At 70.4% G+C, this 13,903-nt stretch carries 13 protein-coding genes and 1 pseudogene; 12 read left to right on the forward strand and 2 right to left on the reverse strand.

All coding sequences use genetic code 11. The features are described 5' to 3' along the window. Positions 1–347: 347 nt before the first annotated feature. Positions 348–1,046 carry a GntR family transcriptional regulator gene (locus tag ABTW95_RS05915; RefSeq protein ID WP_396449704.1) on the reverse strand — a complete coding sequence of 233 codons (699 nt, stop codon included), beginning with the start codon at positions 1,044–1,046 and terminating at the stop codon, positions 348–350. Between the two features lie 100 nt (positions 1,047–1,146). Between ABTW95_RS05915 and ABTW95_RS05920 the strand changes: the two genes are divergently transcribed. The 10 genes and pseudogenes from ABTW95_RS05920 to ABTW95_RS05965 form a co-directional block, all read left to right on the forward strand. Further along, positions 1,147–2,583 carry an APC family permease gene (locus ABTW95_RS05920; protein WP_396449703.1) on the forward strand — a complete coding sequence of 479 codons (1,437 nt, stop codon included), beginning with the start codon at positions 1,147–1,149 and terminating at the stop codon, positions 2,581–2,583. After that, positions 2,580–3,476 carry a polysaccharide deacetylase family protein gene (locus ABTW95_RS05925; protein WP_396449702.1) on the forward strand — a complete coding sequence of 299 codons (897 nt, stop codon included), beginning with the start codon at positions 2,580–2,582 and terminating at the stop codon, positions 3,474–3,476. Before ABTW95_RS05920 ends, ABTW95_RS05925 begins: the two co-directional genes overlap by 4 nt. A gap of 15 nt (positions 3,477–3,491) precedes the next feature. Continuing rightward, a complete protein-coding gene (locus ABTW95_RS05930; protein WP_396449701.1) occupies positions 3,492–4,349 on the forward strand; it encodes a polysaccharide deacetylase family protein in 858 nt (285 codons plus the stop codon). A gap of 24 nt (positions 4,350–4,373) precedes the next feature. Beyond that, on the forward strand, positions 4,374–5,177 hold the full coding sequence (locus tag ABTW95_RS05935; protein ID WP_500225051.1) for an SDR family NAD(P)-dependent oxidoreductase: 804 nt from the start codon (positions 4,374–4,376) through the stop codon (positions 5,175–5,177). Beyond that, on the forward strand, positions 5,174–6,091 hold the full coding sequence (locus ABTW95_RS05940; RefSeq protein WP_500225054.1) for an NAD-dependent epimerase/dehydratase family protein: 918 nt from the start codon (positions 5,174–5,176) through the stop codon (positions 6,089–6,091). The genes ABTW95_RS05935 and ABTW95_RS05940 overlap by 4 nt, the downstream gene beginning before the upstream one ends. A 2-nt stretch (positions 6,092–6,093) precedes the next feature. After that, on the forward strand, positions 6,094–6,915 hold the full coding sequence (locus ABTW95_RS05945) for a hydroxypyruvate isomerase family protein (protein ID WP_500225056.1): 822 nt from the start codon (positions 6,094–6,096) through the stop codon (positions 6,913–6,915). A gap of 14 nt (positions 6,916–6,929) precedes the next feature. Continuing rightward, entirely contained in the window at positions 6,930–7,826 is an 897-nt protein-coding gene (locus ABTW95_RS05950) for a 2-hydroxy-3-oxopropionate reductase (protein WP_500225058.1), read from the forward strand. Then, complete coding sequence (gcl, locus tag ABTW95_RS05955; protein WP_500225060.1) at positions 7,819–9,510, forward strand: glyoxylate carboligase; 1,692 nt, start codon at positions 7,819–7,821, stop codon at positions 9,508–9,510. The genes ABTW95_RS05950 and gcl overlap by 8 nt, the downstream gene beginning before the upstream one ends. Before the next feature lie 67 nt (positions 9,511–9,577). Then, complete coding sequence (locus ABTW95_RS05960; RefSeq protein WP_500225062.1) at positions 9,578–10,705, forward strand: glycerate kinase; 1,128 nt, start codon at positions 9,578–9,580, stop codon at positions 10,703–10,705. A 129-nt stretch (positions 10,706–10,834) separates the two neighbouring features. Beyond that, a pseudogene (locus ABTW95_RS05965) lies at positions 10,835–11,142 on the forward strand (CoA transferase); the annotation flags it as partial. Here the strand turns inward: ABTW95_RS05965 and ABTW95_RS05970 are convergent. After that, complete coding sequence (locus ABTW95_RS05970; RefSeq protein ID WP_500225064.1) at positions 11,142–11,966, reverse strand: IclR family transcriptional regulator; 825 nt, start codon at positions 11,964–11,966, stop codon at positions 11,142–11,144. The pseudogene ABTW95_RS05965 and the gene ABTW95_RS05970 sit on opposite strands and share 1 nt — an antisense overlap. Positions 11,967–12,214: 248 nt before the next feature. On the opposite strand from ABTW95_RS05970, the gene ABTW95_RS05975 reads away from it, so the two are divergent. Both ABTW95_RS05975 and ABTW95_RS05980 read left to right on the forward strand, forming a co-directional pair. After that, positions 12,215–12,907 carry an MSMEG_1061 family FMN-dependent PPOX-type flavoprotein gene (locus tag ABTW95_RS05975; protein WP_500225067.1) on the forward strand — a complete coding sequence of 231 codons (693 nt, stop codon included), beginning with the start codon at positions 12,215–12,217 and terminating at the stop codon, positions 12,905–12,907. Position 12,908: 1 nt separating this feature from the next. Continuing rightward, on the forward strand, positions 12,909–13,850 hold the full coding sequence (locus ABTW95_RS05980) for a PDR/VanB family oxidoreductase (protein ID WP_500225069.1): 942 nt from the start codon (positions 12,909–12,911) through the stop codon (positions 13,848–13,850). Positions 13,851–13,903 lie beyond the last annotated feature (53 nt).

A 13,903-nucleotide genomic window follows, 5' to 3' on the forward strand; every position in this document is an offset into this window, starting at 1 on the left:
CGGTGTCCTCGCCGCCGTCACGGCCGTGGCGGGCTACACCCTCACCCGGCATCCACGCCGCGGATCCTCCTCCCCGCACTGAACCGACCCGGCCCGCGGCCGGGCTGCGAGGCGCCGCTCGGCGTTCCCAGCCGAGCGGCCCGTCAGGCAGACCCGCGATCGGGCGTCTGCAGATGCTCCCGGTGCCCTGACCAGCACGAACCGTCCCATCAACACCAGGAGAACCCCCGGGCCCGTGGAACTGCGACCACCCGACGCGACAGTCGGGCCCAACGGCTGACCCGACGCAGAAGACCAAAACCCGGTTGGGTCGCTCCGCGGCCCAACCGACCTCGCAAAAAATCGAGCTAGTTCTCCGCCTCGGCGGATCGGGCGTGCTCGAGCATGGCGAGGACCATGCCGATGGCGTGGTCGAGGTGGCGCTCGCAGGCGGCCTGTGCGCGCTCGACGTCGCCGGACGCGATGTCGTCGACGATCTCCTCGTGACTGGTGAGCAGCCCGTCGAGGGACTCGTACTGGGTGGTGACCTCCAGCCTGAGCAGTGTGGACAGCAGGCCGCTGTGCCGTTCGAACGCCTGGTGCAGGCGGCGGTTCTCCGTGAGGCGGCACAGTTCCGAGTGGAAGAGCATGTCGAGCCTGGCGAACTCCTTCTGGTCCATCGCCTCCGCCGCCGCCCTCAACTGGCGGGCCACCTCCCGGAGGCGACCGATGGCGGCCTCGTCGCCCGCCTCGCTGATCATGCGTGCCGCGTAGGTCTCCAGAGCGCATCTGAGCTGGTAGATCTCCTTGACGTCCGCAGGAGTGAGGGCCGCCACGAAGGAGCCGCGGCGAGGCTCGTCGTAGACGAGGCCCTCGGCGCGCAGCTGGGCCAGTGCCTCGCGGACGGGACCTCGGCTGATGCCGAGCTGCCGGGCCATCGCAGCCTCGTTCAGCCGCTGCCCCGGGGCGAAGTCCCCGTTGAGGATCTTCTCCCGCAGCAGCTCGGCGGTGGAGTCAGACAGGGGGGTGGGGTCCGCGAGGGGGGATAGATCGCCGGGCGTTGCCATCGAAGAAGCTCCATTGCGAACTGTTGACAGTTTACCGAAAACGAGTTTAGTGTCCGGCAGCGTCAGCGGCAACTCGGGGAAGTAGAGAGAGGATCCGCAGGTGAGCGAGCACGACGCGAGCAGCGAACGGCTCAAGGAGCTCGGGTATGAGCCGGAACTGGAACGCAGGCTGAGCATCAGACACGTCGTCGGCCTCGCCATGGCCGATGTGTCCCCGACCATGGCCGTCGTCTTCCTGACGGCCGGCGTCTTCCTCATCGGCGGTACGTTCGCCGTCGGCGCCAGCATCATCCAGGGCGCGGTGGTCATACTGATCGCGCTGTGCCTGGCCGAGCTGGCCTCGATGTACCCGATCGCGGGCGGGATGTACTCGCTGGTGCGCAACGTGCTTCCCGGGCCGGTCACCTGGGTGACGATGTTCAACTTCCTCATCCAGGGCATCGTGATCCCGGCCTCGATCGCTCTCGGCGTCGCGCAGTTCGTGAAGAGCCTGGTGCCCGGTCTGGGCATGGCCGACCAGCCACTGGCGCTGATCTTCCTCGGGATCGCCGTGGTCATCGCGCTGACCCGCGTCGACGTGGGCGCGTGGGTCACCATCGTGATGGTGGTGGTCGAGCTGGCGGTGCTGGGGATCATCACGGTCGCCGCGCTCACCGCACCCCAGCAGAGCGTGATCGACGTGGCCGTCCACCCCGTGCACCTGAGCGGGACCGAGCTGACCGGGCTGACGTTCGTGGTCATGCTGGCGACCTTCGCCCCGGCCTTCAACGTCATCAACGGCTACGACGCGGCGCTCGGCTTCTCCGAAGAGCTCAAGGGCGGGGAGCGCAGTGTCGCCAAGGCGGTCATCGTCTCCGCCGCGCTGGCCTGCGTGCTGATCATCATTCCGCTGATCGCCGCCGTGGTCGCCGCGCCGGACCTGAAGGAGTTCCTGTCCGCCGAAACGCCGATCGCGTACTCGGTCGAGGCGGCGCTCGGTTCGGCCGCCACCAAGATCATCGACATCGGGGCGGCGGTGGCACTGTTCAACGCCATGCTGTCCCTGCTCATGTACTTCGGCCGCGCCGTCTACACGACCGGCCGCGACGTCGTGTGGCCCGCACCGGTCAGCCGCCGGCTCGGCCGCCTGAACAGGTTCCAGGCGCCGGCGGCGGGCGTCCTGGTCCTGGCCGTGCCGGCCGGCGTCCTCGTCTTCACCTCCGCGCTGGACTTCCTGATCATCTTCGCCGGCACCGTGATCGCGGCCGTCTACTTCTTCATCGGCTGGGCGGCCCTCGTCAGCCGGATCACCCAGAAGGAGCAGCGGCGGGTCTACCGGATGCCCCTGTGGCCGGTGCCGCCCATCATCGTGATCGGGTTCACCGGGATCGCGCTGGTCAAGCAGGAAGGCCGGTACATTCTCGCCGAGGCCGTCCTGATCGTCCTCGCGTTGGCCGCGTGGGGGCTGTCGAAGCTCTGGACGTCCTCCGCGGACGGCGCCCCGCCCGCCCTCGGCGAGACCAGGAAGGCCCAGCTGCACGGGGACGCGAGGTCATGACCGGCGCCCGACGGCCCGAAGCGCCCACCGGCGGGTGGCTCGCGGGCGCGGCGGCCGCGATGGTCCTCACCTTCGACGTCGACGGGGAGTCCCCGCTGCTGGCCGAGGACGCCCGGTACGCCGAGAACGCGATGCTCATGTCGCACCAGGCGTTCGGCCCGGAGGTCGGAGTCTCCCGGATCCTCCGCCTCCTCGCCGAGTACGAGGTGCCCGCCACGTTCTTCGTGCCCGGTGCGACGGCGGAACGGCATCCCCGGACGGTCGAGGCGATCCTCGCCGCGGGGCATGAGATCGGCCACCACTCCTACCACCATCGTCCGTACGTCGAGATGAGCGAGGCGGAGGAGCGGGAGGACTTCGAGCGGGCGCTGGAGACGCTGGCACGGCTCGGCGCCCACGTGACCGGTCACCGGACGCCGCTGTCCAGCGCCAGCCTCCGCACGTCCGGCCTGGTCGCCTCGCACGGGCTGAGCTACGAGTCCACACTTATGGACGACGACCGCCCCTACATGCTGGACACCGGGAACGGGGACATCGTCGAACTGCCGCCGTCGTGGGCGCTCGACGACTGGCTGCAGTACGTGAACCTGCCCATCGGCGAGTCGTACAGGGTCAAGTCGCCGGCGGAGGTGGTCGCGGGCTGGCGGCTCGAACTCGACGCCCTGCGCGCGGAGGGCGGTCTCGTCGTCCTGACCCTGCATCCGTTCGCGACCGGGCGTGCGAGCCGGCTGCGGGCCCTGGCCGGGCTGATCGAGTACGCGCTGGACGCCGGTGACGTGGCCGTCCTCTCCGCCGCGGAGGTCGCCCGGCGCGCTCGTGCGGACGAATCGCTGCCGCGCCGGTCCCTGGACCGGCTCGACCCCCGCCCTGATCCCGCGGTCTACCCGAGCTGAGCATAAGGAGCGTCCATGGAACCCGCGACCCCCTCCTGGCTCCCGGAGGGCAAGACCACCGCGTTCGCGCTCACCATCCCGGTGGACTGCGAGACCGTCGTGCTGGCCGAGGGCCGCCGCTTCGCGCAGCACCCGCTGCCGATGAGCCACCAGGTGTACGAGATCCAGCGCGGCGTGCCCCGCCTGCTCGGGATGCTCGACGCCCTCGGGATCAAAGCCACCTTCTTCGTGCCGGGATGGACGCTGGAACGCCATCCGCAACTGGTGGAGCCGATCGTCGGCGCCGGCCACGAACTGGCCCACCACTCCTACAGCCACCGTCCCCCGACGGACATGTCCGAGAGCGAGGAGCGCGCCGACTTCGAACGCGCGCTGGAGGTCATGGCCGCGTTCGGTGTGACGCCGGCCGGTCACCGGGCGGCGTACTGGTCCGCCAGCTCTCGGACACTCGACATCGTCGCGGAATACGGCCTGCGCTACGACACGAGCCTGATGGGCGACGACAGCCCGTACCTGGTCCGGCGCCGCGACCGGGACGTGGTCGAGCTGCCGTGCCACTGGATCCTCGACGACTTCGACCACTACGCGTTCCTGCCGCAGCCCCGGATCGGGCGCAACGTCGAGGCGCCGCAGACCGCCGTCGGCATCTGGCGCGCGGAACTCGACGGCCTGCGCCGGTACGGCGGGCTCTACCAGCTGACCTGCCACGCCTTCCTCAGCGGCCGGGCCGGCCGGACGCTGGCGCTGCGCGGACTGCTCGAATACGCGCTCTCCTGCGGCGACGTCGAGTTCATGACCTGCGGCGAGGCGGCACGCCGCGCCCTCGCGGCCCCTCCGGCCCGCCCCCGGGCCGGCGTCACCGAAACCCAGTGAAAGGAAAGCATGCAGATGAGCCGTATGAAGGGTAGGACCGCCCTGGTCACCGGCGCGAGCTCGGGGATCGGACGCGCCACCGCGCTGCTGCTGGCGCGGGAGGGCGCCGCGGTCGCGCTCGTCGCGCTGCCGGGTGCCGAGCTGGACCGCGCGGCCGAGGAGTGCCGGGCGGCGGGCGCGCGGGTGCTGCCCCTCCCGGCGGACGTCGCGGACTCGGCGGCCGTCGCGGACGCGTTCTCCCGCGCGGAGGCGCTCGGACCGGTCGACGCGGTGTTCAACAACGCCGGCATCTCCATGGTCGTGCCGGTCACGGAGACGACCGACGAGCAGTGGCATCGCCAGCTCCGGGTGAACCTGACGGGCAGCTTCTTCGTGGCGCGGCAGGCGGCGAGGGTGATGGCGCCGCGCCGCCGCGGCGCCATCGTCAGCACCGCCTCGGAGCTCGCGCTGACGGGACAGGCCGGGTATGTCGCCTATACCGCTACCAAGGGCGGGATCCTCGCCATGACCCGGGCGCTCGCCGCCGAACTGGCGGCGAGCGGGGTACGGGTGAACGCGGTCTGCCCGGGCGCCATCGACACCCCGCTGCTGCGCGCCGAGTTCGACACGGCCGACGATCCCGCGGCCGAGCGCGCCGAGAACGAGCGGTCGATCGTCCTCGGGCGCCTGGGCAGGCCGGAGGAGATCGCGCAGACCGTGCTCTTCCTCCTGTCCGACGACGCGGCCTATGTCACCGGCGCCCACTACGTCGTCGACGGCGGCCGCACCGGCTGCTTCCCGGTCGGCAGCCTGGCGCGTCCGCAGGAGGACGGAGGGGAGCAGGCATGACGACCACGCTCGTGACCGGCGGGCTCGGCTTCGTCGGAAGGTACCTCGTCCGGCGGCTGGCCGCCGACGGCCACCGGGTCATCTCCTACAACCGCGACTTCTCCGAATCGGACGACCCGTCGGTGGTCGCGGTGCAGGGCGAGTTGTACGACGTCCCGCGGCTGCTGCGGACGCTCCAGGAGTACGAGGTCGAACGCATCGCGCACACCGCCGCCATGTCCCACCCGGAGCTGTCGATCGATCTTCCCATCACCACGTTCACGGCCAACGTCGAGGGCACGCTCCACGTGCTCGAGGCCGCCCGCCTCGCCGGGGTCCGCCGGGTGGTGAACTTCTCCTCCGAATGCGCCTACGGCGACCAGGAGACCCACCTGGTCCAGGAGGAGGGGGCGCATCTCCTCCCCAACACCCCGTACGGGGTCACCAAGGTCGCCACCGAGCTCATGGGGCGGATCTACGGCCGGCTCTACGGCGTGGACGTCATCTCACTGCGCATCACCGAGGTCTACGGCCCCGGCAACCCCATGCCGGAGGTGCTCCGGGAGATGATCGCCGCCGCGGTGCACGGCCGGCCGTTCCGGCTGGACGAGGGCGGCGAGCACCGCTTCCAGTTCGTGCACGCCGAGGACGTGGCGCGCGCCGCGCAGGCGGCTCTGGAGGTCGGTGACCACGGGCGCGCGGTCTACAACATCACCGGGGGACGCCAGGTGACGCTGCGGGAGGCGGCGGCGCTCGTCGAGAAGATCCTCGGCAAGGCCGATCTCGCCATCGGCCCCGGCCACATCCCGACACTCGACCGGCAGGGACCGTACGACATCACGGCCGCGAGGGACGAGCTGGGGTACGTGCCGCAGCAGTCCCTGGAGGCCGGCATCGCCTCGTACGCGGACTGGCTGCGGGATCGGCGGTACTAGCCGTGGCCATCGCGAACCCGGCGGGAGCCGGTCTGCGCTTCGACGTCAACTGCTCGATCCTGTTCACCGAGCTCCCGCTGCTCGAACGTCCGGCGGCGGCGAAGGCCGCCGGGTTCGACGCCGTCGAGTTCTGGTGGCCGTTCGACCGGGCGGTCCCCTCCGACCGGGAGGTGGACGCCTTCGTCCGCACGATCGACGATGCGGGTGTCGCCCTGGTGGGGCTCAACTTCGCCGCCGGGAACATGCCGGCCGGCGACCGCGGGCTTCTCTCCGACCCGTCCCATACGGCGGAGTTCACCGACGGCGTCGACATCGCCGTCGACATCGCCCGGCGCACTGGATGCCGTGCCCTGAACGCGCTGTACGGCAACCGCGTCGAGGGGTGCTCTCCCGCGGAGCAGGACGAGCTGGCCGTCGAGAACCTCACGCTGGCGGCACGGGCGGCGGAGCCGGCCGGAGCCGTGGTCCTCCTCGAGGCGCTGAACGCGAAGGAGAACCCGCGCTACCCGTTGCGAACCGCCGCCGACGTCGCCCGCGTCATCGACGTCCTTCCGGCCGGGAACGTACGGTTCCTCGCCGACTTCTACCACCTGGCCATCTCGGGGGAGGCCGCGGCCGAGGTCGTCGCCGCCCACCACGAGCTGATCGGCCACGTGCAGATCGCCGACGTGCCCGGACGCAACCAGCCGGGCACCGGCGGATTCGATTTCGACGAGCTGTTCGGCGCGCTCGGCGCGCACGGCTATTCCGGCTGGGTCGGTCTGGAGTACCGGCCCACCGAGGCGAGCATCGACAGCTTCGACTGGCTGAACGACGGACCGTGAGTCATGGAGGCGAGATGGCGGTCATAGGTTTCATCGGGCTCGGCATCATGGGCGCGCCCATGGCGCGGCACCTGATCCGCGCCGGACATGACGTGCGCGGCTTCGACGTGAACGCCGACGCCGTGGCCGGGCTGGCGGCGGACGGCGGCACCGGCGCCACCTCGTCCGCGGACGCGGTCAGGGACGCGGAGGTCGTCATCACGATGCTCCCCGCCGACCAGCACGTGGAGGCGGTCATCCTCGGGCCGGACGGAGTCCTGATGCACGCCCGGCCGGGGACCCTGCTCATCGACATGAGCACGGTGAGCCCGCAGACGTCCCGGGCAGTCGCGGCGGCGGGACGCGAACGGGGCCTGCGGGTGCTGGACGCCCCGGTGTCCGGAGGGGAGACCGGCGCGGTCGAAGGCGTGCTGTCGATCATGGTGGGCGGTGAGAAGGACGATTTCGAGGCCGCTCGGCCGGTTCTCGAAGCGTTGGGCAGGACCATCGTCCATGTCGGCGAGCACGGCGCCGGTCAGGTGGTCAAGGCCGCCAACCAGCTCGTGGTCGCCGGGATCATCGCCCTGAACGCCGAGGCGCTGGTCCTCATGGAGGCGGCCGGCGTCGACCCGGAGCCGGGCCTCACGGTGCTGAACGGCGGCCTGGCGGGTTCCACGGTGCTGACCCGCAAGATGTCCGCGTTCCTCAAACGGGACTACACGCCGGGGTTCCGCATCGACCTCCATCACAAGGACATGGGCATCGTGCTGCGGGCGGCGGAGGCGGCGGGCGTGGGACTGCCGCTCGCCGGGCAGGTCTCCCAGCTCGTCGCGGCGGCTCGGGCCGCAGGGATGGGTTCGCGGGACCACTCGGCACTGCTCGAGGTCATCGAGAGGCTCAACGGCCGGACGAAGGAGAACGCACATGCCTGAACTGCGCGCCATGGAGGCCGTCGCCGGCGTCCTGAAGTCCGAGGGGGTCGACACCGTGTTCGGGTGCCCGGGCGCGGCGATCCTCCCGCTGTACGCGGCGTTGCGGACCAGCGGCATCGAACATCTGATCGTCCGGCACGAGGAGGGCGCCACGCACATGGCTGACGGCTGGGCGCGGACCTCGGGCGGGGTGGGCGTCGCGATCGGCACCTCGGGCCCCGCCGGAACCAACATGATCACCGGCCTGTACACCGCGATGGCCGACTCGATCCCGATCATTTGCGTCACCGGCCAGGCCCCGTCCACCAAGCTCCACCAGGAAGCGTTCCAGGCGGTCGACATCGTGCAGATCGCCAAGCCGGTCACCAAATGGGCCGTCCAGGTCAAAGAGGCCGCCCAGGCACCGTGGATCTTCCGGGAGGCGTTCCGGGTGGCCCGGTCCGGCCGGCCGGGGCCGGTGCTCATCGACCTGCCGCTCGACGTGCAGAAGCAGACGATCGCCTGGGACCCGTCGGTGGACGCACCGCTTCCCGTCACGCCCGTGGCGCCCCATCCGCTCCGGGTCCGGCGTGCCCTCGACATGCTCGCGGCGGCCGAGCGACCCCTCATCCTCGCGGGCGGCGGGGTCATCCTCGCCGAGGCGTCCGACGCGCTCCGCGAGGTCGCCGAGATGCTGCAGATCCCCGTCCAGGTGACCCTGATGGGCAAGGGAGCGCTGCCGGACGGCCACCCGCTGCACGCCGGAATGACCGGCATCCAGACCACACAGCGCTACGGCAACGCCGCGTTCCTCCAGGCCGATCTCGTCCTGGCCGTCGGCGCCCGGTTCGGTGACCGGCACACCGGTGATATCGACGTCTACCGCGGGGACCGCACGTTCATTCACGTCGACATCGAGCCCACGCAGATCGGCAAGGTGTTCGGTCCGGACCTGGGGGTGGTCTCCGACGCCCGGTTGTTCCTGGAGGCGCTTCGCGACGCCGCCGGGGAGCGGAGCAGCCACCCGGACCGCTCGGAATGGACCGCACGCGTCGCCGAACTGAGGTCCACGCTGACGCGCAGGGACGACTACGACGACGTCCCGATCAAGCCGGCCCGCGTCTTCAAGGAGATCAATACCGCCTTCGGGCCGGACACCTATTTCGTCACGGCGATCGGGCTCTACCAGATCTGGTCCGGCATGTTCCAGCGGGTGTTCAAACCGCGCCACTACCAGGTCTGCGGACAGGCGGGGCCGCTCGGCTGGGAGATCCCCGCGGCGATCGGCGTGAAGAAGGCCAGACCGGACGCCGAGGTGGTCGGCATCGTCGGGGACTACTCGTTCCAGTTCCTCGTGGAAGAGCTCGCCGTCGCCGCCCAGTACCGGGTGCCCTTCGTTCTGGTGATGCTGAACAACGAGTACCTGGGCCTGATCCGCCAGGCCGAGATCGAGTACGACATGAACTTCGAGGTGGACATCCACTACGACGAGTTCGGCTCGGACAACATCAAGATCATGGAGGCGTACGGGTGCTCCGGCCGCCGCGTACATCGTCCGGACGATATCGCCGGCGCGCTGGCCTGGGCCCGCGAGGAGGCCGTACGGATCGGGCGCCCGGTCCTGGTCGAGATCATGATCGAGCGGGAGGCGAACTCCGTGCGGGGCACGGCCATCGACCGCCTCATCGAACCCGAACCGGTGTGATGGGCCCCGCCGTCGCTCAGAGGGGAGAGGCCGCGGGAGCGGGCCTCTCCCTTCCGGGGGCCGCGTCATGAGCCGCGTCCTCCTGGCTCTCGACAAGTTCAAGGGGTCCCTCACCGCGGCCGAGGCCACGCGCCATCTGATGACGGGCCTGCGCAGGGCCGCCGAGGACGCCGAGCTGATCGGCATCCCCGTCGCCGACGGCGGGGACGGCACCGTCGACGCCATCCTCGCCGCCGGGTTCGAACGGGTCACCCGCGTCGTCGAGGGACCGACAGGGCGACCGGTGGAGGCGTCCCTCGCCGTACGCGGCGAGACGGCGGTGGTGGAGTCGGCTCAGGCTTCCGGGCTCCTGCGGCTGCAGGACGGACCGGAACCACTGGCGGCGTCGAGTTTCGGGACGGGGCAGCTCATCGACGCGGTGGTCCGCATGGGCTGCCGGCGCGTGATCCTCGGAGTGGGGGGAAGCGCCTGCACCGACGGCGGGGCCGGCATGCTCCAGGCGCTCGGTGCCCGGCTCCGCGACATCGATGGCACCGAGCTCCCGCCCGGTGGCGCGGCGCTGCGCCGGCTCCACGATCTCGATCTTTCCGGTCTGCTCGACATGACCGGCGTCACCGTGCTGCTCGCGACCGACGTCACCGCCCCCTTGCTCGGTCCGAAGGGGGCGGCGCCCGTGTACGGCCCCCAGAAGGGCGCCGGCCCGGAGGACGTCGCCGTCCTCGAGGCGGGCCTCACGCGATGGGCCGAGGTCCTGGAAAGCCGCACCATGGTCGCGTGCGCGGCGGCTCCGGGCGCCGGAGCCGCAGGCGGCATCGGCTTCGCCGCACTCGCCGCGCTCGGTGCGGAGCGCCTCAGCGGGATCGACCTGGTCCTGGATCTCACGGGATTCCGCTCCGCACTGCACGGCGCCTCCCTGGTGGTCACCGGTGAGGGGAGGATCGATGCGCAGACCGCGCACGGCAAGGCCCCGGCCGGGGTGGCGCGCGCCGCCGCACGGGCGGGAGTCCCGACCGTGGCCGTCGCCGGCTCGTGCGCGCTCTCCGACCGGCAGCTGCGCCGGCTGGGGCTGGCGGCCGCCTACACCCTCTCCGGCATCGAGCCTGACCCGCGCGCCTGCCACGAGAACGCCGGCCCGCTCCTGGAGAAGCTCGCCGCCCACATCGCCCGCGACTGGCTGGCGGCCGACGCGCGGTAGTCGCATGGCCGGCGAGCGTTCGCCTCAAATCCATTGACAATCAGCGCCAAAAGCTGGAGGGTTCACATAGTGAAAATATGTTCACTATGTGAATAATGTTGACGGCGTTCGGAGACCCAGCCGCGGAACATGACCGACATCTTGCCGCTGCCCGGGGCGGTGGCGGAGTTGATCCACGACGGCGACACAGTGGCCATGGAGGGGTTCACCCGTCTCATCCCGTTCGCTGTCGCCCGCGAGGTGATCCGCCAGGGCATCACGGATCTCACGCTGGTCCGCATGACCTCGGACGTGATCTATGACCTGCCGCTGTCGATCGGAGATGTCGAGCTCGCCGAGACGACCGACGCCGTGGTCTCGGTACCGGAGGTGTTCAACTGCCGGCTGCAAGGCGGGCGGTTGACGTCGGGTTCCTCGGCGCGGCCCAGCTCGACCGTCAGTGATGGTCGGAGTCGATGGCCAGTTCGGTCACGAGTGTGCTGATCGCGCGGGCGGTCTCGACGACCTGGGGGGCGATCACAGCCCGCAGCTCAGCCTTGTCCAGCGGACGGGCGATGGAGACGTTGATCGCGGCGATGGGACGACCCGCGGCGTTGAAGACCGGGGCACCGACCCCGCGGATGCCGAGGACCATCTCCTCGTCGTTGAAAGAGTAACCGCGGCTGCGGATCAGGTCGAGTTCGCGCATCAGCTTGTCGCGGTCAGTGATCGTGTACTGGGTGACGGCCTCCAGCACCCGGTCTCCGAGGATTTCCTCGATCTCCTCGCGGGGCAGGAAGGCCAGGATCGCGCGCCCCAGCGAGGTGGCGTGCACTGGCAGGCGGCTCCCGACGAAGAGCCGCAGCGCGAGCAGGTCGTCATTGAGCAGTCGCGCGACATAGACCACCTCGGCACCATCCAGCAGCGCCATGTTGACCGTTTCACCGGTGGTCTCGCGCAGTCTCTGAAGGTAGGGCCGCGCCATTTCGGGGAGCTCCCGGCTGCTCAGCGCGGCGCGCGCCAGCGAGATCGCCTTGAGTCCTGGGCGGAATGTGCGGGAGCTGGTCTCTTCGAGATAGCCGAGGTTCAGCAGCGTCCGGCAGAAGCGGTACGCCGTCGCGCGGTTGAGACCGGTGAGCGTCGCGATGTCACTCGTGGTCAGCGCCGGGCGTCTCTCATCGAACAGCTCTAGGATCCCGAGGGCGCGCGAGACGGACTGGATGCCGTCCTTTTTGCCGAGGTCGCCGTCATCAAGCGAATGAGAGTTCGATTTGCGAGCCACAACGTCGATGCTATCGCACGACGGCGACCGCTTCACGCCGGCGATGGGCTCGGAAGCCCAGGAGCCGGTGCCTGACACCCCTGCATCACCCTCTACAAGGCGAAACACGGGCTTCAGGGATGCCCAAGGGACTCTGGGGCGACGGCCGAACCAGTGCCCGCGATGGAGCCGGGACGCATCTTCACCGGACAGCCCCGGGGCGGTATGCTCATCATATGAACGGTGCGTCGGAATATGAGCGACCTGGTATGGCATCTAGCGGGTCCGCCGCCCCAGCTCGCGACGACGCCGCGGCGCCGTGGAAGACTCGCTTCCGGCGGCTCGGCGGCGCGCAGGTGCGCGACCTGCTCGGCGAGCCGGACCCGGAGACGCGGCTGAAGATCCTGGATCATCTCGACCGCAATTGCCGCGCCTTCATCGCCCATGCGCCATTCTGCTGCCTCGCCACGTCGAACGGCGCCGGTGAGGCGGACTGCTCGCCACGCGGCGACTATCCGGGATTCGCGCGAGTGCTGGACGAGAACACCCTCGCCGTCCCCGACCGGCTCGGCAACAAACTCGGTGACTCCTTCACCAACATCGTCGAGAATCCGCACATCGGAATGCTGTTCTTCGTCCCCGGAGCGGTGGAGACGCTGCGCGTGAACGGACGTGCCTACGTCACCGACGACCGCGATCTGCGGACGATGCTCGAACAGGACGGGGTGCGCCCGCAGATGGCCACCGTCGTCGAGGTGGAGGCGGCCTACCTGCACTGCGGCCGGGCGCTCCTGAGGTCCAGGCTCTGGGAACCGGACATGAAGGACCTGGCCGACGAGATCCCGTCCCCCGGAACGTTCTGGGCGGACGCGGCGAAAGCGGCGGGCGCTGCGGAGGCGGCCGGCCTGGACGCGGAGCGCCTCGACCGCCTGTTCGAGGCCGGCTACCAGGAGCTCTACTGAGATGATGCTCCGTGAGGGAGGCCGCCTCCTGACCGTGGTGAGAACGGAGCGGCAGGCCCGCGACATCGTGGCACTCGACCTCACCGACCCGGCCGGCGAACCGCTTCCCGCGTGGGAGCCGGGAGCGCACATCGACGTCCAGCTGGTCACACGGCATCTGCGCCAGTACTCGCTGTGCGGCGATCCCGGTGACAGGAGCCGGTACCGTATCGCCGTCCTCCGGGAAAGGCTGTCGCGCGGCGCCTCGGCCTATGTGCACTCGTTCCTGCGCGTCGGCAAGCGGGTGCGCGTCTGGGAGCCGCGCAACCACTTCGCCCTGGAACCCGCCGAACGCTACGTGTTCCTTGCGGGGGGAGTCGGGATCACGCCGATTCTGCCCATGGTCGTCCAAGCCGACCGGACGGGCGTCCCCTGGAAACTCGCCTACAGCGTCCGGACCCGTGAAGACGCCGCGTTCAGCGACGAGCTGGCCGCGCTGGACGGCGACGTGACCGTCCGGGCCACGAGCACGGAAGGACGGCTGGACCTCCCCACCTATCTCGGACCGGGGGAAGCGGGGACGGCCGTCTACTGCTGCGGTCCCCCCGCCTTCGTCGACGCCGTCCAGGACGCCATGGCCGGCTGGCCGGACGGCGCCCTCCGGGTCGAACGGTTCGTGCCTGCCCCTGTGGATTTCGGGCCCGGCCAACCGTTCACCGCCGTATGCGCCAGTACGGGCAAACGGGTGCGGGTCGACGCCGACGTCAGCCTGATGACCGCGCTGCGACGCGCGAAGGTGCCGGTCCCCGGCGCCTGCCTGCGCGGTACCTGCGGCTCGTGTTGCGTCAAGGTGCTCGCGGGCGTCCCCCAGCACCGCGACGCGATCCTCCCCCCGGACACCATGGACCGCATCCACCCCTGCGTGTCGCGGTCCGCGACACCGGAGATCGTCCTCGACCTCTGAGACCCGGGTCCGGGCGAGAAGAGATGCGGCCGGTGTCCGGGACACCGGCCGCA

The sequence above is a fragment of the Spirillospora sp. NPDC127506 genome (assembly GCF_040302145.1).
Lineage (GTDB): Bacteria > Actinomycetota > Actinomycetes > Streptosporangiales > Streptosporangiaceae > Spirillospora.